Origin of the sequence: Hymenobacter sediminicola (assembly GCF_014250515.1) — a bacterium.
GTDB lineage: Bacteria > Bacteroidota > Bacteroidia > Cytophagales > Hymenobacteraceae > Hymenobacter > Hymenobacter sediminicola.
In genome coordinates this window covers 2,515,794-2,534,352 of record NZ_CP060202.1, presented here as the reverse complement: position 1 = coordinate 2,534,352, position 18,559 = coordinate 2,515,794, and the positions used below count along the sequence as shown (strand labels likewise).

Sequence of the window (18,559 nt, the reverse complement as noted above, 5' to 3'; positions counted from 1 at the left end):
CGCTAATTGAGGTTGCGCAGCGCGTTCCAGCGTGGGTCGGAGTCGTCTTCATCATCGTCGTCGCCTTCTTGGCGGGTTGTGAAAATGAGTTTAGTGGCGGCGTCCGGGTTTTCGTCGGGCTCATTCTGGAAGCGGGGGTGCAGCTTCTTCATGGGCAGCGCCAGCCCGATGTAGTCGAATAGATGCTGGGCAAAGGGTAGTGTCTGCGTATCGGCCGTAATCTGGAGCACATTGTCGTCAAGCTCCATTTCCCGGTCGCCGTAGCGTACCAACAGCTGCTCATGCGCCTCTATTTCCTGGTCGTAGTCGTCGAGGCTACGGTCACAGATTTGGCGAACAGTGCCACGCAAGTCAACATCGAAGGTGAGGAGCCGGTCGGTTTTATGCAGCGTTACATCCGCATGCACGTTGCCGTCAGGAATCAGCTGTTGATCAAACTGCTCGAAAAAGGCCCGGTCCAAGTCAAACGCAAAGTGGTGCGTTTTATCGGCCAGCTTAGCAATGTTGATGTCGTATTGCGAGTCCTTCTTCACGGTCGGGTTAATAGCAGGGGGCAAAAGTAAAAAGATTTCCCCGTTTTGTAAAAGCAGAAAGCTGGATAAGCGAGTATCTACGCGTTTTTCAGGATGAAGTCTGACGGGATGCCCAGCCGCTCATAGAGCCGCTTGGCAAGGTCGAGGGTCACGCGGCGCTTACCACTCAGAATCTGCGACAAGCGTCCGGCCGGTACTTCCAGCAACTCAGCCAAATCCTTTTGCTTCAGCCGCATCTGTTGCCGCTTCAGTTCAATCATATCGGCCAGAGAAGTCGGTAGATTCGGAATCGGAAGCAGGCCTAGCTTGCTTTCGTAAGTATCGAGCGCCATAATCAACTCCCGCAACTCCGTTTCCAGGGTTGTATTGCCTTCTACACCGGCGGCTACTAATGCGTCGAGGCGGCGCAAAGCAGTGCGGTAATCAGAAGGAGTGAGAAGCGTCATAGGAGGAATCGAGACAAACCGGCGATAACCGATAAGATTGCAAAGCTACGGCAGTTGTTTTAAAACAGCAAACAAAATTTCGATTCTGGAAAGAATGTTTCAGTTTGTGTATAGTAAAACAGCCAATACCGGAACCGGTATTGGCTGTTTTACTAAAGATAAAATCTGGCTCTGCGGCTATTCGTGGCGGCCACCACGAAGCGGCGGGCCCGGAATCAAGGGTTTGATACCAGCCAGTAGCTGCCGCTGGCGCACCAATTCGCACGCCATATACAAGGCCTCGCGGAACGAGGTTTCGTCGGCTTTAAACTGGCCGGCCAGTCCGTAGGCCGTTCCGTGGTCGGGCGAGGTGCGGATGACGGGTAGGCCCGCCGTGAAGTTTACGCCCCGCTCGAAAGCCAGCGTCTTGAACGGAATCAGACCCTGGTCGTGATACAAAGACAAGGTGGCATCGAACTGCCGGTACTGGCCGGTGCCGAAATAGCCATCGGCGGGATAGGGGCCATACACAAGATATCCATCATGGAGCAACTGCTGAATAACAGGCGTCACGACAGATTGCTCCTCGGTACCCAGCAGCCCGTTTTCGCCGGCGTGCGGGTTGAGGCCCAGCACCGCTACGCGGGGCTTCTCAATGCCGAAATCCTGCTTCAAAGACCTTAGCAGAATCTGCAGCTTGGTATTCAGCAGTTCCTTCGTAACGCGGCCAGGCACATCCTTGAGCGGAATATGGCCGGTGGCTGTGGCTACGCGCAGCTCGTCGCTAGCCAGCAGCATCAGGCTTTCCTTGGCCTCAAAAAAGGTGGTCAGAAACTCGGTGTGGCCAGGATAGCGGAAGTCGTCGGCCTGGGTATTTTCCTTGCTGATGGGGGCGGTAACGAGGGCATCGAGCAAGCCGGCTTTCAGGTCGCGGGCCGCGGCGAGTAGGCTTTGGCGGGCGGCGGTGCCGCTGGCCTGGCTGGGCTGGCCGGGCGTGAGGTGGAAATCGTCTTCCCAGCAGGTCACGGCGTTGTGCTTGCCCGGCGCAATGTCGGCGGCTTCGCGAACCTGGCGGAACGTGAGCGGCTCGGCGTCGTTGGAACGCGGGAAATCGTCGAAAAGCACAGTGGCCGTACCGTACACTACTGGAGTGCAAAACTTGAGGAGCCGCGCGTCGAGGAATGTTTTATAGATGATTTCCGGGCCAATGCCAGCTAGGTCGCCAACGGAAATGCCGATGCGTGGGAGCATGGGAAGTAATTAAGTGAGAAAGGAGAGTGAAGGTCGACAGCTTAGTTCGGCTAAGCTTTACCTTTCAGGAACTCATAGGTGAGGCGCACAGCAGTGCCGGTTCCCCCTTTGCCGCGGTAAGAATCGGGCGCGGTGAGGAAAGCAGGAGCGGCAATGTCGAAATGCACCCACGGGTATCCATCAGTGAAGCGCTCCAGAAACTTACCGGCCGAAATAGCGCCAGCTTCTGCCTTCCCAATGTTGTTGACATCGGCAATATCCGACTTGATATGGTCGGCGTACTCGTCCCAGAGCGGAAATTCCACCAGCCGTTCGTGGGTGCGGTTGCCGGCTTTCTTCAACTCGCTGAGCACCTCTTCTTCGGCCGTACCCATGCACACAATGCCTTCCTTGCCAATAGCTCGGGCGGCGGATCCAGTGAGCGTGGCAAAGTCCAGAACCAGCTCCGGGTCGTATTTTTTGGCGAAAGCCAGCGCGTCGCCGAGCAGCAGGCGGCCTTCGGCATCGGTATTCATGACTTCCACGGTCAGGCCGCTGTACATGGTAATAACGTCACCGGGAGCAAAGGCAAGGCCGCCGGGGCGGTTGTCGGTGGCGGGCACCAGCCCGATGACGTGCAGCGGCACCTGGTTTTTGGCCAGCGCATAGAGCGTGCCCACCACGGCGGCGCCACCAGCCATGTCGCACTTCATCATGTCCATGCTGGCGGGCGTAGGCTTGAGGCTCAGGCCACCCGTGTCGAACACCACTCCTTTGCCTACGAGGACGTAGGGCTTGGTATTGCGGGCGCCCTCCGGCTTGTATTCCATGATGGTGAACGTAGGCGGCTCGGGGCTGCCTTGGTTCACGGCCAGCAGACCGCCCATGCGCAGGGCCTCAATCCGTACTAGGTCCAGAATTTCGGTATGGAAGCCAGCCTGTTCGCCAGCTTCGGCCATGCGTTCTGCAAATTGGATGGCGTTGAGCTTATTGAGCGGCGCATTTACTAGGTCGCGGGCCAGAAACACGCCGTCAAGCACGTGGGTCAGCTCCTGCACCTGCTCGGCAGTAATATCGGCGCAAACCAACGTGAGTTTCTGCAGCTCAGGCGCTTCCTTAGATTTTGCGTCGGTTTTGTAGCCTTCAAACTGATAGCTGGTCAGGGCCAGCCCTTCGGCTAGTGGCAGAGCACCGGAGTCGGTGTTGGTCAGGTCGCAGATATACAGCTCGCGCACCTTGTCGGCTTTTAGCAGAGCATGTAGCTGGTGCCCGCTCTTGCGCAGCGCCTCCGCAGTCAGGTCCGGCGTTTTCTTATCGGCAGCCACTATATAATAGTGGTGGTGTGAGTATTGGTTGACGCGAATCAGCTTGCTGTCGGCGGCCAGCTGGTCGGCTACGTACTGGCGGGCCGGCGCAGGCAGGTCGGCGGAGGCAGTAACAGGCAGTTCAGTGGTGCCGGCGGGCAGGATAAAAACGGTATCCGCCGTGGAAGGAAAATCGGCGGCGTAGGCAAGTTGGAGCGACATAAAGCAGAGTAACAGATTCTGAATGAAGCAAATGGCACGCCGCCGCCGGATTCAGCAGGCAGGGACGTACCTTTGAGCCCGTGAAGGTAGCCGACTTTTTATAGAAGTGCGGTATGCCGGAGCTGTTCTGCTCCGGGCTGCCTCAACTCTCAATTCCTCTGCCTGTGGACTCCGTTAAAGCCAAAAAACACTTAGGCCAGCACTTCCTGGCCGACTCCAATATTGCCCGCAAGATTGTAGAATCTCTGCGGCTGCCGGATGGCGTGGCGGAGGTGCTGGAAATCGGGCCTGGTATGGGCGTGCTCACCGGAACGCTGCTGCAACACCCCGAATACCGCACTTCGGTAGTAGAAATTGACCGGGAATCGGTGGAATATTTAGGCCGGCACTTCCCGGCGCTGGAAGGCCGCATTCATTCCCAGGATTTCCTGAAAATGGACCTCGGCAAGCTCTACGATGGCCAGCCCATCAGCATCATCGGTAACTTCCCTTACAACATCAGCAGCCAGATTTACTTTCAGGTGCTGGCCCACCGCCAGCAGGTGCGCGAGGTAGTGGGCATGATACAGAAGGAAGTAGCTGATCGGCTGGCGGAAGGCCCAGGCACTAAAACCTACGGCATTCTGAGCGTGCTGCTGCAGGCGTATTATACTATCGACTACCTGTTCACCGTGCCTCCGCACGTGTTCAACCCGCCGCCCAAAGTGCAGTCGGCTGTGATACGCCTCACACGCAATGCCACCGAAAAGCTGGCCTGCGACGAGGTCTTGTTTTTCAAAGTGGTGAAGCAGGCCTTTGCTACCCGGCGCAAAACCCTGCGCAATGCTCTAAAGCCCTTCGGTATGCCGCCCGAAGCCACTGCGGATCCGTTGTTCGACAAGCGTGCTGAGCAACTCAGTGTAGCCGACTTCGTAGGGCTGACGCAACTGGTGGAGCGGGAGCGGCTGGACAACAAATAGCTAACGGTAACAGATATTCTACCTTACCTTCATGTCTCTCTGCCTCGTCATCGACGAAATGCACCCCAGCCTGCCCGACTACATGCAGGAAATTGGGGTACAGCTACACTACCGACCCGATCTGAGGGCGGCGGAAGTACCAGCCGCGCTGGCCGCGCATCCTTATGATGGTCTGATGGTGCGCTCCAAACTGCATGTGACAGCCGAATTGCTCCGGCATGGTCCGCAGTTGCGCTACGTGGCTCGCGCGGGTGCCGGCGTCGATAATATTGATGAAGCGGCTATGGCGGCGGCCGGCGTCACGCTGCTGAATGCACCTGAAGGTAACCGCGACGCTGTGGGCGAGTATGCTGTGGGCCTGCTGCTGGCCCTGTTTCGGAACATCGTGCGGGCCGACCGGGAAGTGCGGGCAGGGGAGTGGCGCCGTGAAGCAAACCGAGGGGAGGAAATAGGAGGCAAAACCATTGGCTTATTGGGTTACGGGCACATGGGTCGCGCGTTTGCCAAGCGCCTCAGCGCTTTCGGCTGCACCGTGCTAGCCCATGACCACGACCCAACTGTAGCAGCTGACCATCATGCCACGCTGGTCAGTTTACCGGAACTGCAGGAGCGGGCCGAGGTGCTGAGCCTACATATTCCGTACTCGGCTGCCAATCATCATTATGTGAATGAAGAGTTGCTGCTGGGATTCAGGAACCCTATCTGGCTGCTCAATACAGCCCGTGGCGAAGTGCTCGACCATACGGCGCTAGTGCAGGGGCTACAGAGTGGTCATGTGCGTGGTGCGGCGCTCGATGTGCTGGAAAACGAGAAACTAGCCGCTCTGACACCGGAACAGCAGGCCCGTTTTACGTATTTGGCAACGGCTCCCAACGTAGTCCTCTCGCCGCATGTGGGAGGCTGGAGTTTGCAGTCGTATCAGCGCATAAATGAGGTGCTGGCACAGAAGATTGGGGCATTTCTGCGACATGAGGCAGATGGTCTAACCATCAGGTAGTGCGTAGCTTGGCCTAAATAAGGCCTTTGTCTGCTGCGAGCTACCTTTCAGTGTGGCTGGCATCATTCGCGGCAGGTTCGTATATTTGTCGTAAACCTGTGTTGGAGAACGGTCGGCTACGCCGGCCGTTCTCCTTGTTTTTTAGCTTACCACCAACCATCATGGCCACCATCAACTATTACACTGCCGAAGGCCTGCAAAAACTCAAGGACGAACTGCAGGATCTGAAAATCCGCGGCCGGGCCGAAGCAGCCGAAGCGCTGCGCGAAGCCCGTGATAAAGGCGACCTGAGCGAAAACGCGGAGTATGACGCGGCGAAGGAAGCACAGGGCCTGCTGGAGCTGAAAATTTCCAAACTAGAGGAAGTGGTGGGCAACGCCCGCATCCTCGATGAGTCGGGCCTGGACCTCACCAAAGTGCTTATTATGAGCAAGGTGAAACTTAAAAATCTGAAAAACAACATGGTGCTCGACTACACGCTTGTAGCGGAAGAAGAGGCCAACCTAGCCGCCGGCAAAATCTCCGTGAAGTCGCCTATCGGTAAGGGTTTGCTGGGCAAGTCGGCTGGCGATACCGCAGAAATTACGGTGCCGGCTGGTAAGCTGCAGTTTGAGATACTGGAAATCAGCCGCTAACACCATACGGCATAAGTAAATAGCTGAGCATTTCGGCATCAGAATAGAAAAGGGCGGAGCCAATGGCTTCGCCCTTTTCTATTTTGCCGCGTACTTTGGCGCAGCAGCATGTGTACTTGCTGTGCTCGTTCAGTCATCCTGTAACTCTCTACCGCATGCCTTCCATTTTCTCGCGTATCGTTTCGGGCGAGCTGCCCGCCTACAAAGTAGCCGAGGATGAGCATCATCTGGCATTTCTTGATATTACGCCGCTGGTGGAAGGCCATACGCTTGTAATTCCGAAGCGCGAAGTCGACTACATTTTCGATTTGCCGGCGGCTGAGCTAGCAGCGCTGCATCTGTTTGCACAGCGCGTAGCCAAAGGTGTGCTGGCGGCCGTGCCGTGCAAACGCATTGGGGTGGCCGTCATCGGACTGGAAGTGCCTCACGCACACATTCATCTGATTCCGATGAATAAAGTAGCCGATATGAACTTTGCCAATCCTAAAATCAAGGTGGCCGAAGACCGGATGAAGGAACTAGCCGCCGCCATCAGTGCTCAGGTACCCGCTGATGCTACCAGTCGCGCTGCTACTCCCGACTCAAAGGCTGCTAAAGGTGCCCGCGAAACTGAGGAAGCTAACGAGCCGGCAGCCTCCAGCACTGCCGATACTGCGACTGACCAGTTGCAGCAGCTGACTAAGGGCCTCGTATATATGAGTGAATCAGATGCAGCGCTGGAACCAGTGAGCTATAGCGCCCCAGACGGCGCCCTTACCGATGCTGCGCTACTGAAAGCAGTAGGGGCAGCTGCTGGCAGCAAAGTAGAAACCCAGGAGCTGACGCTGTTCCTGCGCAACCACACCGCCGACGACGGCGTGCTCGGTGACCCCGCATTGGCCAACCGCTTTAAGGCGCTGCAGATGTACCTGAAGCAGGAGTTGCAGGACGTGAAAGTGTACCGGGTGGGCACTGGGCCGCAGGTGCAGGTATATGCGCTGGGCCGCACGGGAAGCGGCAAGCTGGCCGGCTTCAAGACAGTACTGACCGAAACCTAAAGAGGGCCGGTGACCGGCGAGCCAAACGTCTGAACGCGAATGAGGATAATGAATCTGGTTGTTATAAACGGCAAAGACCTGCGGCTTCTGCTGCTAGCTGTGCTGCATAGCTGCTTGGCTATAGCCCATCCTACGCCCAAACCAATCAGGAAGCTCCGAAAGGCCTTAAATACCGTTGATACGGCTTCTTTCAAGTCGCACGTGCAATATCTGGCCGATGATAAGCTACGGGGGCGGCAGCCGGGCACACCGGGCTACCAAATGGCAGTAGACTATGTAGTGGCCCAACTGCAGCAGCGCGGCGTGCAGCCAGCTGGCGAGAAGGGTACGTTTCTGCAAACGGTGCGGCTGCGGTGGGCCTTCACAGAAGTGGGTTCATCGTTACGCCTGACTCCGCCTACGGGCCTAGCGGCTCTGCTCACATACGGCCAAGACTTTACCTTCTATCCCAATCCCAAGCAGACGGAAACAACGGTAGAGGCAGGACTTGTTTTCGCTGGATTTGGTATCAGTGCGCCTGAGTTGGGCTACGATGACTACGCCGGGTTGGATGTGAAAGGAAAAGTGGTAGTTGTGACGCGGCAGGAGCCTACTCGTTTTCCGGACGCGGTGCGCTTGTATACTACCGACCTGCTCACGGTGCTGCAGACTGCTCAACGCAAGGGGGCAGTGGGGGTGCTGTGGGCCAGCGTGAAACCTGACGCGAAGCCACCGGAGCCGCTCCGGGGCCTGGTGAGCGTACTGGACTCGGCTGGAAATGTTGCAGTATCGAGAAGCTATGTGGACGGCGGGCTGCAACTGGCCGGCTCCATTAACGCAGCTACACTGCAGCGGCTGTTTGTGGGCGCTGCTCAGGACACAGGCCGCGTTTTGCGTGCCCTGCGAGCCGGCCAGCCTGCAGGTGTAGCCTTGCTGCCACGCCTGCAGGCAATGCAGCGCAGCCGCTACCAGGATATGGTCAGCTACAACGTGGCAGGCAAAATAGAAGGCACTGACCCGCAACTGCGCAACGAGTACGTGGTGCATACCGCTCACCTCGACCATCTTGGTGTGGGGGCACCCATTGCCGGCGACTCTATCTACAACGGTGCCCACGACAATGCTACGGGCGTTGCTACGCTGCTCGAAATGGCGGGCATCTATCAGCAATTGAAGCCGAAATACAAGCCCAAACGCTCGGTGCTGATTACGCTCGTGACGGGTGAGGAACTGGGTCTATTGGGCTCGGCGTACTTTGCCCGCAACCCCACCGTGCCAAAACAGCAGTTGGTAGCCAACGTCAATACGGATATGCCCACGATTATTGCGCCGCTGCTGTCGGTGGTGCCGCTGGGGGCCGAAAACTCTTCTTTGGCGGTTCCTGTAGCGCAGGCGGCACAGGCGTTGGGCCTCACAGTAGAAGCCGACCCTGAACCGGCCCAGAACCGTTTCATCCGCTCCGACCAGTACAGCTTCGTGACGCAGGGCATTCCGGCGCTACACATCAAGTACGGCAACAAAACCGCTGATGGCCGCAACAACCTGAGCGAGCTGGTGCAGAAATGGCGCGCCATCACCTACCACAAGCCCCAAGACGATATCAACGGCCAGTTTGACTTTGGGGCCGGTCGGAAATATGTGCAGCTCAACTTTCTGATTGGCTATCTGGTAGCCACTGACGCCAAGCGCCCCACGTGGAATGTGGGCAATTTTTTCGGGGAGCGGTTCGGTAAAACAGGTAGCCCGCAGTAGCCCGAGGCCCGTAGTTTACCAGCTTCATAGCCGGCAAGATGAGCTATTCTGATTTCCTGAGCGAAGAGTGCAAGCGGTTTTCGCGCTCAAACACCCGCATCAACACAATGAAATAGGAGAGCAGCAGTGGCCCGAGAACTAAGCCCAGAATACCGAAAATATCGACGCCCAGAATTACGCCGGCCAGCGTAACAAGCGGGTGAATGTCGCCGATGCGGCGGGCCAGCACGATGCGTAGCAGGTTGTCGATGTTCATGATGACAATGACACCGACCAGCAGAATGCCTACGCCCTGGCCAGTATGGTCTTGCGTGAACTTGAGAATGGCGGCCGGCCCCCATACGAGCGGCGTGCCCAACACCGGAATGAAGGCCATAAAAAAGGCCACCATTCCCCAAAACAGAGCGTCGGGAACTTGGAAAATCCAGAGGGTGAGGCCCGTGAGAACAGCTTGCACCAACGAAATGAGTGCTTGGCCCAGCACGTTGGCATTCACATTGTTCTTGAGTGAGTCGCCCAGCTCATGCAAGGTGTCGTGGCGGAAAGGCAGATAGCGGCGCAAACCGCGCAGAAAACCTTCCTCCTGCGCAAACATGAAGTAGAGCGTAAACAGCATCAGCCCGATAACAACGGTGAAATGCAGCAGGCTGCTGGCTACGGAAGGCAGCCGCTGACTGAGCCAGCCCACGCCCTGCCGCACCAGGGTCTGCACGTTCTGCTCGGCCGTAAACGTGAAGCCAATTTTGCGTTCTATGGCATGCAACACCGCCATAAGCTGGCTGATATCGGTGTTGGTAGCATAGTAGCGGATGCGGTTGAACAGCATCAGGCTAAGCGCCGTGAAAGGCAGGATGATTACGACCAGTGCAAATACCAGCAGCCCCACCGTGACGACCTGCCGGTTCCAGCCGCGCTGGTGCACCAAAGCTGCAAACCAGGGCCGTAGCACCACATACAGAATGCCCGCCCCTAAAAACCCGGTGATGTAGCTTCCTAGCCCAAACAGCACCATACCCGCCAGTAGCAGCAGGCACACCACAAGCAGCACCCGCTGCTGGCGTGACGTATAAACGGAGTCGGACATGGCAGGCAGGAGTAGGGGAAGTAGGAGAGTAAAGATATTGTTATCCTAGGCTTCCCACAGATTCCTCGCATTATCTAGCCGCTTACTCCGCTGGACTACTTCTCTACAGCTTAGCGCGGCTGGCCAGCGCGGCAATACACAGGCCCAGCATAGCAATAATTGAAAACGACACCCGCAAACTAGTGAAGCCAGCCACAATGCCAATCAGGGGCGGGCCGAATAGGAACCCAAGAAATCCTACCGTAGACACGGCGGCCAGCGCTAAGCTTGGGGGCATCTGGGTAGAGCGGCCAGCTGCACCATACACCAGCGGCACCACCGACGATACCCCAAAGCCTACCAGCAGGAAACCCAGAATAGCCGTAGGCAGCGCTGGCAAAGCCACGGCCAGCAGCAGCCCGGCTGCCGTGAGCAAGCCACTGATTTCCAGCGTGCGGCGCAAGCCGAATCGGTGCGCAAACCAGTCGGCAATGAAGCGGCCTCCGGCCATAGTGCACATAAAGGCCGTATAGCCGGCCCCAATCCAGGCCTTTTCGGCGTGCACCACTTTGCGGAAGTACACCCCGCTCCAGTCGAACATGGCGCCCTCACAAATCATGGAGCAGAATGCCAGCACGCCCAGCAGCAGCAACGATTTGTCGGGTAGCACGAACAGGGGGGCATCGGCAGAGCCGGCACCGGCGTCGCGGGGGCGAATGGAGGTGCTGCTCAGGACTACGCCGGCCACCACCACCGCACCCACCAGGATGAAATGCGCCAGCGGCTGCACCCCGTTGCCAATCATGAACGTGCCTAGCGCTGCGCCGGCAAAGCCGGCCAGACTCCAGAGGCCGTGGAAAGAGGCCATAATGGACTTGCGGTGCAGCATTTCCACGCCTACTGCCTGGGTATTAACGGCAATGTTGGAGAGGTTAGACACGAAGCCGAATAAGACTAGGCCTGCCACCAGCGGCACCACCGACGTAGCCAGCCCCAGCGCCACCAGCCCCAACGCGTAGCCCACAATACCGCCCAGCACTACCCGGCGGCTACCCAGCCGTGCCACCAGCCAGCCCGCCACCGGCAAGGAGGCCAAGGAACCAACCGGGGCCGCCAGCAGAAGTAGCCCCAGTCGGGCCTCCGAAATGCCTAGTTGCTGCTGAATAGTAGGAATGCGAGAGGCCCAGGTAGCAAAGGTGAGGCCCATCAGAAAAAACAACACCCCCACGGCCGCCCGGTAAATCTGGCGGGGCGGGCGGGACTCTAATGCAGGAAGACGAAGCGTAAGCATAAGCGGAAAATCAGAGGGAGAAACGCTGCTACCGCCCACAAAAAAGCCCAGCATACCCGTTGGCGGGCATAGTGGGCGGGAGTGGAGAGGGAGAGCAGCAAGGCCGAAGCCGGAACAAAGATACTGCGGAATCGGGGAGTGCGCCTAAATTTGGACGGTGGCTACTAGCTCCAAGGCCGGCATGGTGGCAGCCGCACGGGCAGAGTTACTGCAAATGCCGTTTCTTGCGCCAATAGTTCCGATGGTGGCGGAGCATTCCTATACCATTCTTCTTATACTGCTTTCAGATTCACTGTTATGAAACACTGCCTGATCATACTGCTGTTTTGCCTGGGCACGTTACCGGGATGGGCGCTCCGGCCCAGCCGCGACTATGCTTACACTCCCGACTCGCTGAGCCTGCCGTACCGCACCGTCACGATAGAAACGCCCGACCATGCCCGGCTGCACAGTTGGATAATTGAGCCCCAACAGGGCCCGAACCAGCACACTACCATTGTAGTGGCCGAAGGCGACGCTGGCAACATGGGGCAGCTGCTGTTTCATGCCCGGATGCTGGCCAACGTAGGATACCGGGTGCTGCTCTTTGATTACCGCGGCTTCGGGCACAGCTCCGACTTTGCCATCGACCAGCAGCGGCTCTATTACCCTGAGTTTACTACTGATCTGCGGGCTGTGCTGCGCTATGCCCGGCAGCAGTTCCCGAAGGAGCGTACCGGCATCTTTGGCTTCTCGATGGGTACGCTTATGGCCACGCACGTCGCTGCCACCGATAAGCCCGATTTCCTGATTGGGGAGGGCTACGTAGCCGACCCGGCGGCACTGGTAGCCGCTATTAAGCAGGCGAAGAATAAAACGGTGACGCTACCGGCCGAGGCAGCAGCCTATCCGCAGCTACTCCCTAAAATCAAGTGCCCAATGCTGTTGGTGGCCGGCACGCAGGATGTCAATACGCCGCTAGCCGACTCTACCCGCATTGTGCAGGCCGCGCGCCGCCGCCAGCGCCGCGAGCTGCTGACATTCGAGGGAGCCCACGGCGGCGGCCTGATGGCCCTGACCTCAAAGCCCGGAGACTATGGCGACTTGTATGCAGCGGCAGTGCAGCGGTTCCTACGCAGATAAAGCCAAGCAGGAACCGACGCTTCAGCTTTACTACCGCACTGGCCCTGTATCGGCGGTGGCCTGCAGGCGGGTTTGGACGGCCAGGGGCAGCTTGCTGAGCAGGTCGAGGCCGGTGGCAGCTTCCAGCGCATCCACGCTCACGCGGTAACGGCTCCAGTCGGGGCTAACGGACTGGTCGTTGGGCGTATCTACGGCGATGATGCGGGCCTGGCCGGCGGCAATGCGCTGCAGGTCGTTGGTGCCTTCGGGTAGTAGCACGAGCAGCTTCCAGACGCGGGCCGGAACGGTCACGCGGCCTTGGTCGATGGTGGTTTTGAGACCGTTGAGGCCGGTGCCGCCTTTGCCGTAGCAGCCCATTACCACGTATACTTCCTGGCCGCGCTGTACCTGGCTGCGAGTCCATTCTTCGAGTCCCGACCAGGTGCGCTGGTTGTTGTTGGCGGCCTGCGGAATCATGTTGGTCATCAGGAACGTAGCCGAGTTGTCGTCGAGGTCGGTGGTACGGTCGGCGCTGGGGCAGTTGTGGCCTTTGTCGAAGCCGGAGCCGGTGTAGCTGTTGCGGCTCACCTGATAGAACGGCCGGGGTAGGGCCGGGTCGGGGCGGAAGTCGTCCTGACGCGGTGCCGAGCCCATCCAGGCGCGGTTCAGGTGCCAACTCACCCAGGTAGGTGTGCCACGCTGGGCATTGTAGCCGATGGTGAACTGCGGTTTTACCAGGAGGTAATTGGTCGGATTGTTCACGTCGGCGGTAGCACCGCTGGGGTTGCCAAGGGCCATGTTGTCGTCGCGGCTCGTGACTACGGCATCGGCCTGGGCGGTGGTGGCTGGCGGCAGCGAGGTTCCGGGCTGCGGGGTAGCAGGCGTGGTGGCAACGCTGCCACCGGCTACGGCTGCACCACTGGCGGTTTCCAGCGCAATATCATCGATGTTGAGGCGGGTGGCGGCACCGTCAGTTTTGCGGATTTCGAGGCGTAGCGGCGTGGTGGTAGCACCGGCCTGGAAGGTGGTGCTGAGCAGGCGTGGGCCCTGTACACGCACCGGCTGCCCAATGCGACGGTAGCTGCGGCCACCATCTATGCTGCCCCACAGCTCCCAGGTGCCGGCCGCATCCTGCCCATACATGGCGCTGCTCACCCGGATGGTGCGCACTCCGGCCGGGGCATCGAACTGCATACGGAGCCGACCCTGGCCGCGTAGACGGGCAGCATGTGCCCCGTTTTTGTGGTCTTGCTCAGAAGAGCCGATGAGGGCATCCTCGAAAAGCCAGCGGCCGGTGCTCAAGGGCTCTTCGGCGTTGGTGTAGGCGCCTTTGCTGCCCGTTTCGAAGGTTTCGGGGAAGGCGGTGGTGGCTTGTGCTACGCTACGGCCACCCGATTCCACTGGAATAGCCGGTGGGCCCTCAGGCAGCGGTGGGCGAGTATTCTCAACGGGTGCCTGCGAGCAGGCCAGCAGCGGGAGCAGAAGCAGGGGGAAGAACCGCATAGCAACGAAATAGGACAGTAGGGAAATGGGTAGTGGCGCGAAGTCGGACACGCGCCAGAGCCAGGACTATCTGTGGGGATATGGCGCGCAAATCGGCCTGAAAACTACATCAAACCTTTTATTTCCCCTCTGCTGCTAAAAAACTAGGCTGCCTGCACGTGAACAAGCTTCCTCAGTTCCAGGCTTGATGCTCTACAGGCTCGGAATAGCGGTTTGTTGCGGATAGAGGGCTACCTGGAATGACAGTCTGGATTACTTCTGCTTGATTTTTAGCTTGGTGGTACCGGTGGGAGCTTTGGCTTGCTGCATCTGGGCGGCCAGGGGCAGGCTGCTCATAGCCAGGATGGCCTGGTCATCGGCCAGGGAAGCGCAGGAGAGAGCCACCAAGCTACCTTGCCATTTGCAGCTGAATCCTTCGAGGCGGGCGGGACCATAGAGGGCCTCGAACGTAGGGCGCACTTTTTGCGCGTCGGCGGCGCCTTTCACGATGATGGTGACAGTAGCAAACTGCCCCCGGAAAAACTTGTAGTGGATGCGGGCTGCGGTGAAGCTGCCCACGCGCAACTCCTCGTCGGTGCGGTCATATATTTTCTCGTCGCCTTTGTCCTGAATCAGCCGGAGGTGCAGCGCCTCAGTGAGCGGCGAGCCGAACCGCAGGCCCCGGAACCCATTGCTGACATCGAGGCGGGTGACGGACTGGGCGTGGGCGGTGAGAACCGACATGCTGAGCAGCAGGCAGAACAGGGAGGCAAGCAGGATTTTCATCAAGGAGGGCGGGTTGTGGGGCCGGGTGGGGCTTGCAAACGAAGGGCCAGAAGCGGGCAGTATAGGTAGTAAAAAGCGGCTCCTCTTTCTGCCAAAGAAAGGAGCCGCTTTTTCAAGGGTTGACTGGTACTTCCGTAATCCTGAGCAGCGCGAAGGACCTTCTCACGTCTGGATTACCATCGAACGATTGCCGTTCAAACGGGATAAGGTCCGTCGCGCTGCTCAGGATGACAGATGTCCGGGATGACAGACGGTGCACACAGCGTTTCACAGCGTTTCTGCCTCGTTTTAGAGGTGTTTGGGCTACCACGTGCCGCGCCGACGCCGAGCGGGGGCAAACTCTGGATCCAACGCAACGCCTCGCACCAAACCCCGTCCTTGCCCGCTACCTTGCTGCCTCATTCCCAACCTGCTTTCACTATATGCCCCAACACTACTCTTTGAAAACTTTGCTGGCCGTGGCTTCAGTGGCTGGAGCTGCCTGGCTTACGGGCTGTGGCGACTCGCCGGGCCGCAAACAGGCTGATACCGATGCCCAGCCCGATGCCGTGTTTGAGCGGTACAAAACCCGCTTCATCGACTCGCTATGGTACTACAACCCTGAGTGGGCCAGCAGCCAAGGCTACCACCGCTACGACTCGCTGGTGGTGGTGCCTACCGAAGGCCGCCGCCGCACGGAGGCCAAGATGCTGAAGCGGCGTGGGGCCGAACTAGCCGATTTTAAGGTGGAAGAGCTGTCGGTGAACAATCAGACCGACTGGCGGCTACTGCAAAACTACGTGCAAAGCAGCCGCTTCTACGCCGATACACTGCGCGACTGGCAATGGAACCCGGCCAACTACAACCTGGGGGCCTCGGTGGGCGAAATCCTGAACGGCCGTTACTGGCCCCTCGACCGGCGCCTGCGGGCCATCAGCCACAAGATTTCCCACGCCCCCGATTTCTACGCCGCTGCCGAAGCCAACATCAGTACGCCCACGCGGGAGCACACCGAACTGGCTATTCAGCAGAACCAGGGCGGGCTGGAGGTGTTCGGGAAGGCACTGCAGGACTCCATTGCGCGCTCCGGCCTGACGGCACGCGAGAAGGAGGAATTTGCCAATCGGGTGGCGACCACGCGGCTCAGCATCGGCAACTATATCCGGTTCCTGAAAACGGAGGTGCTGCCGGCCGGCAAGTTCCGCAGCTTCCGGCTGGGTGAGGACTTGTTCAGCCGCAAGTTCTCTTACGACATTCAGTCCACGTACAGCGCCGGGCAAGTGTATGAGAAGGCATTGGCCCACAAGCAGGAACTGCTGCAGGACATGAAGAAGCGCACGGCGCGGCTGTGGCCCAAGTATTTCGTAGCGCAGCCGATGCCTGCCGACTCGTTGGCCGCCGTGCAGCAGATGATCAGCAAACTGTCGGAGCAGCATGCCACGCAGGCGGGCTTCGTGGCAGCCGTGAAGGCGCAGATTCCGACGCTGGTACAGTTCGTCAACGACAAGAAACTGCTCACGCAGGACCCCACCAAGCCGCTGGTGGTGCGCGAAACGCCGCTGTACATGCGCGGCAGCGGGGCGGGCGCCAGCATTTCGGCCCCCGGCCCCTACGACAAGGCCGCCAACACCTACTACAATGTGGAGCCCCTCACAGGACAGCCTGCTGCCCAGGCCGAAAGCTACCTGCGCGAGTACAACCAGTACACGCTCCAAATTTTGAACATTCACGAAGCCATTCCGGGGCACTACACGCAACTCGTGTATGCCAACCGCAGCCCTTCGCTCATCAAGTCCATCTTCGGCAATGGGGCCATGATTGAGGGCTGGGCCGTGTATGCTGAGCGCATGATGCTGGAAAGCGGCTACGGTGGCAACTCCGACGAAATTTGGTTGATGTGGGACAAGTGGAATATGCGCGTGACGCTCAACACCATCCTCGACCACGAAGTGCACGTGAAGAATGCCTCCGAAGCCGCTGTGGTAGCCATACTCCGCCGCGACGGATTTCAGGAGGAAGCCGAAGCCCGCAACAAGTGGCGCCGCGCCACGCTCAGCCAGGTGCAGCTCAGCAGCTACTTCACGGGCTACACCGAAATCTACGACCTGCGCCAGGAGCTCAAAAAGAGCCAGGGCAGTGCCTTCGACCTCAAATCGTTTAATGAGCAGTTTCTGAGCTATGGTAGCGCCCCGGTGAAGTATATCCGGGAGATGATGCTCAAGAAATAGCCGCCAGTAGCAACAATAGTAGAAAAGCCTGCCGGGAGTGGAATTCCTAGGCAGGCTTTTTTGTCTGCGTTGCCAGCAGTGCCATCCATCCTGTGTATATTGGAGGGTTAGGGCCTGCAGTTTCAAGCGGCAACTACGCCCATTTTCTTCTTCTAGTGTATGAAAGTTGCTGACCGCCAGCAGGTGCGTGATGTGTATGACGACGAGCTTCGCCAGCTCACGCATGAGCACATGAAAGTGTTTGCCAAGTTCACCTCCACCAATTGCGAAATATGCGAGCTGCTTGCGCCGCCTTTCGTCAAGTTTGCCGATGAGGAAGAGTTCAAACCTATCCTGTTCGTGCGCCTGGATTCAGATGAAAACCCCGTGGCTAAGAAGATTATGCAGGAAAAGGTGGCGCCTTTCTTTGTGTCGTATTGCCAGGGCCGGCTACTGGAATGTGATATGCTGACTACGGAAGCCGATGTGCTGGACATGCTGCGGCGGCTGCGGGAGTATATGCCGGTAAGCTCCTAAGCCGGACGTATCTGTAGCAGTGTCTCGGGCCATTCGGTTCTGGAGCATAGCAGCTGATTAGCTGCTGCTGGCTGGCAAAAGGTAACAGCCAAAAACCCGTTTTGCGTGGCTATGCTGCGGAAGGCGGGCTTTTTTTTGAACTTGCGCGCCGTACTTGCCTTGCTGGCTGGTTGGCCGCCAGCATACCCTAACTCTGTTTTTTGGTGTTTTTCCTGCTTTCCAAGGTCCTCGACTTTCTGTTGCTGCCGGTTGTATGGCTACTGGTGCTCTTGGTAGCCGCTTTGCTCACGCGCCGTCCGGGCCGGCAGCGCCGGTTGCTGCTGGTCACACTGGTGCTGCTGGTGCTGGGCACCAACAACGCACTGGTAAACGAGGCGCTATTGGCGTGGGAGTTACCGCCAGTGGGCCTGCGTGAGCTGCCGCGCCATGCCGACGCAGCCATACTGCTTACCGGCATCACCAATACAGGTAAGTCGCCGCACGACCGGGTGTATCTGCACGATGGAGCCGACCGGCTGACGAATGCGCTGTGGCTGTGGCGGGCTGGGCGGGTGCGCTATATTCTGGTGTCGGGTGGCTCGGGAGCAGTGTTTCGGAAAGCGCACACCGAAGCGGAGGATCTTATTACGCTACTCCATCTGGCTGGCGTCCCCGATTCGGTACTTATTCGGGAAGACAAGAGCCGCAACACCCGCGAAAACGCTCTGTTCACGCAACGTATCGTGCAGGCCCGCCCCGAATTGGATACGTTACTGTTGGTGACTTCCGCTTTTCACCAGCGCCGCGCTCTGGGGTGCTTCGCCCGGGTGGGCCTGCAGCCGCAGCCCTTTCCGGCCGGCTTCTTTAGCTCCAACCGTGCAGCCAGCCCCGACTATTGGCTGGTGCCTTCCTCCGATGCACTGGACCGCTGGAGCCTGCTTCTGCACGAAATCAGCGGGTACGCAGTGTATAAGGTGCTGGGGTATCTGTAGGAGTGGGGAGTGGCGGGTTAGTAGATAAGTGTAAGACTGGCATCCTGAGCTTGGCGAAGGATCTTCCAA

At 58.6% G+C, this 18,559-nt stretch carries 17 protein-coding genes; 9 read left to right on the top strand and 8 right to left on the bottom strand.

Going from position 1 to position 18,559, the window contains the following annotated elements; all coding sequences use genetic code 11:
• Positions 1-2: 2 nt before the first annotated feature.
• The 4 genes from H4317_RS10775 to H4317_RS10760 form a co-directional block, all read right to left on the bottom strand.
• Positions 3-557 (bottom strand): YceD family protein, encoded by a 555-nt coding sequence (locus H4317_RS10775; RefSeq protein WP_260625631.1) that lies wholly within the window; start codon positions 555-557, stop codon positions 3-5.
• A gap of 53 nt (positions 558-610) precedes the next feature.
• Positions 611-979, bottom strand: a complete 369-nt coding sequence (locus H4317_RS10770) for a helix-turn-helix domain-containing protein (protein ID WP_185886535.1) — start codon at positions 977-979, stop codon at positions 611-613.
• Positions 980-1,156: 177 nt separating this feature from the next.
• Positions 1,157-2,209 (bottom strand): 4-hydroxythreonine-4-phosphate dehydrogenase PdxA, encoded by a 1,053-nt coding sequence (pdxA, locus tag H4317_RS10765; RefSeq protein WP_185886533.1) that lies wholly within the window; start codon positions 2,207-2,209, stop codon positions 1,157-1,159.
• A 50-nt stretch (positions 2,210-2,259) separates the two neighbouring features.
• Positions 2,260-3,714, bottom strand: coding sequence for a leucyl aminopeptidase family protein (locus tag H4317_RS10760; RefSeq protein WP_185886531.1), 1,455 nt, complete (start codon positions 3,712-3,714; stop codon positions 2,260-2,262).
• Between the two features lie 164 nt (positions 3,715-3,878).
• On the opposite strand from H4317_RS10760, the gene rsmA reads away from it, so the two are divergent.
• From rsmA to H4317_RS10735, 5 genes are all read left to right on the top strand, one after another.
• The gene (rsmA, locus tag H4317_RS10755) at positions 3,879-4,673 is read left to right on the top strand and encodes a 16S rRNA (adenine(1518)-N(6)/adenine(1519)-N(6))-dimethyltransferase RsmA (RefSeq protein ID WP_185886529.1); all 795 of its coding nucleotides are present in this window, start codon (positions 3,879-3,881) and stop codon (positions 4,671-4,673) included.
• A gap of 31 nt (positions 4,674-4,704) precedes the next feature.
• On the top strand, positions 4,705-5,670 hold the full coding sequence (locus H4317_RS10750) for an NAD(P)-dependent oxidoreductase (protein ID WP_185886527.1): 966 nt from the start codon (positions 4,705-4,707) through the stop codon (positions 5,668-5,670).
• A gap of 161 nt (positions 5,671-5,831) precedes the next feature.
• Complete coding sequence (gene greA, locus H4317_RS10745) at positions 5,832-6,305, top strand: transcription elongation factor GreA (RefSeq protein WP_073281869.1); 474 nt, start codon at positions 5,832-5,834, stop codon at positions 6,303-6,305.
• A 155-nt stretch (positions 6,306-6,460) separates the two neighbouring features.
• Positions 6,461-7,342 carry a nuclease A inhibitor family protein gene (locus H4317_RS19480; RefSeq protein ID WP_185886525.1) on the top strand — a complete coding sequence of 294 codons (882 nt, stop codon included), beginning with the start codon at positions 6,461-6,463 and terminating at the stop codon, positions 7,340-7,342.
• A 48-nt stretch (positions 7,343-7,390) separates the two neighbouring features.
• On the top strand, positions 7,391-9,073 hold the full coding sequence (locus H4317_RS10735; protein ID WP_185886517.1) for a M28 family peptidase: 1,683 nt from the start codon (positions 7,391-7,393) through the stop codon (positions 9,071-9,073).
• Positions 9,074-9,116: 43 nt separating this feature from the next.
• Here the strand turns inward: H4317_RS10735 and H4317_RS10730 are convergent, their stop codons facing one another.
• Positions 9,117-10,157, bottom strand: a complete 1,041-nt coding sequence (locus H4317_RS10730) for an AI-2E family transporter (RefSeq protein WP_185886515.1) — start codon at positions 10,155-10,157, stop codon at positions 9,117-9,119.
• A 103-nt stretch (positions 10,158-10,260) separates the two neighbouring features.
• Positions 10,261-11,427 (bottom strand): MFS transporter, encoded by a 1,167-nt coding sequence (locus H4317_RS10725; RefSeq protein WP_185886513.1) that lies wholly within the window; start codon positions 11,425-11,427, stop codon positions 10,261-10,263.
• Positions 11,428-11,724: 297 nt separating this feature from the next.
• Here H4317_RS10725 and H4317_RS10720 point away from each other — a divergent pair, with 297 nt between their 5' ends.
• Positions 11,725-12,549 (top strand): alpha/beta hydrolase, encoded by an 825-nt coding sequence (locus H4317_RS10720; protein WP_185886511.1) that lies wholly within the window; start codon positions 11,725-11,727, stop codon positions 12,547-12,549.
• 30 nt (positions 12,550-12,579) lie between these two features.
• Here H4317_RS10720 and H4317_RS19380 read toward each other — a convergent pair whose 3' ends face one another.
• Positions 12,580-14,031, bottom strand: coding sequence for a DNA/RNA non-specific endonuclease (locus H4317_RS19380; RefSeq protein WP_260625629.1), 1,452 nt, complete (start codon positions 14,029-14,031; stop codon positions 12,580-12,582).
• A 252-nt stretch (positions 14,032-14,283) separates the two neighbouring features.
• On the bottom strand, positions 14,284-14,796 hold the full coding sequence (locus tag H4317_RS10710) for a hypothetical protein (RefSeq protein ID WP_185886509.1): 513 nt from the start codon (positions 14,794-14,796) through the stop codon (positions 14,284-14,286).
• Between the two features lie 440 nt (positions 14,797-15,236).
• Here H4317_RS10710 and H4317_RS10705 point away from each other — a divergent pair, with 440 nt between their 5' ends.
• From H4317_RS10705 to H4317_RS10695, 3 genes are all read left to right on the top strand, one after another.
• The gene (locus H4317_RS10705) at positions 15,237-17,003 is read left to right on the top strand and encodes a DUF885 domain-containing protein (RefSeq protein WP_260625628.1); all 1,767 of its coding nucleotides are present in this window, start codon (positions 15,237-15,239) and stop codon (positions 17,001-17,003) included.
• 159 nt (positions 17,004-17,162) lie between these two features.
• Positions 17,163-17,519, top strand: a complete 357-nt coding sequence (locus H4317_RS10700) for a thioredoxin family protein (protein ID WP_185886505.1) — start codon at positions 17,163-17,165, stop codon at positions 17,517-17,519.
• Between the two features lie 203 nt (positions 17,520-17,722).
• Complete coding sequence (locus H4317_RS10695) at positions 17,723-18,490, top strand: YdcF family protein (protein ID WP_185886503.1); 768 nt, start codon at positions 17,723-17,725, stop codon at positions 18,488-18,490.
• Positions 18,491-18,559 lie beyond the last annotated feature (69 nt).

Bases quoted from the DNA above. Each gene is read 5' to 3' on its own strand.
- H4317_RS19380 (WP_260625629.1), bottom strand. From the start codon at position 14,031: ATGCGGTTCTTCCCCCTGCTTCTGCTCCCGCTGCTGGCCTGCTCGCAG.
- H4317_RS10725 (WP_185886513.1), bottom strand. From the start codon at position 11,427: ATGCTTACGCTTCGTCTTCCTGCATTAGAGTCCCGCCCGCCCCGCCAG.
- H4317_RS10770 (WP_185886535.1), bottom strand. From the start codon at position 979: ATGACGCTTCTCACTCCTTCTGATTACCGCACTGCTTTGCGCCGCCTC.
- H4317_RS10735 (WP_185886517.1), top strand. From the start codon at position 7,391: ATGAATCTGGTTGTTATAAACGGCAAAGACCTGCGGCTTCTGCTGCTA.
- pdxA (WP_185886533.1), bottom strand. From the start codon at position 2,209: ATGCTCCCACGCATCGGCATTTCCGTTGGCGACCTAGCTGGCATTGGC.
- greA (WP_073281869.1), top strand. From the start codon at position 5,832: ATGGCCACCATCAACTATTACACTGCCGAAGGCCTGCAAAAACTCAAG.
- H4317_RS10700 (WP_185886505.1), top strand. From the start codon at position 17,163: ATGAAAGTTGCTGACCGCCAGCAGGTGCGTGATGTGTATGACGACGAG.
- H4317_RS10750 (WP_185886527.1), top strand. From the start codon at position 4,705: ATGTCTCTCTGCCTCGTCATCGACGAAATGCACCCCAGCCTGCCCGAC.
- H4317_RS10730 (WP_185886515.1), bottom strand. From the start codon at position 10,157: ATGTCCGACTCCGTTTATACGTCACGCCAGCAGCGGGTGCTGCTTGTG.
- H4317_RS10720 (WP_185886511.1), top strand. From the start codon at position 11,725: ATGAAACACTGCCTGATCATACTGCTGTTTTGCCTGGGCACGTTACCG.
- H4317_RS10760 (WP_185886531.1), bottom strand. From the start codon at position 3,714: ATGTCGCTCCAACTTGCCTACGCCGCCGATTTTCCTTCCACGGCGGAT.
- H4317_RS19480 (WP_185886525.1), top strand. From the start codon at position 6,461: ATGCCTTCCATTTTCTCGCGTATCGTTTCGGGCGAGCTGCCCGCCTAC.
- H4317_RS10710 (WP_185886509.1), bottom strand. From the start codon at position 14,796: ATGAAAATCCTGCTTGCCTCCCTGTTCTGCCTGCTGCTCAGCATGTCG.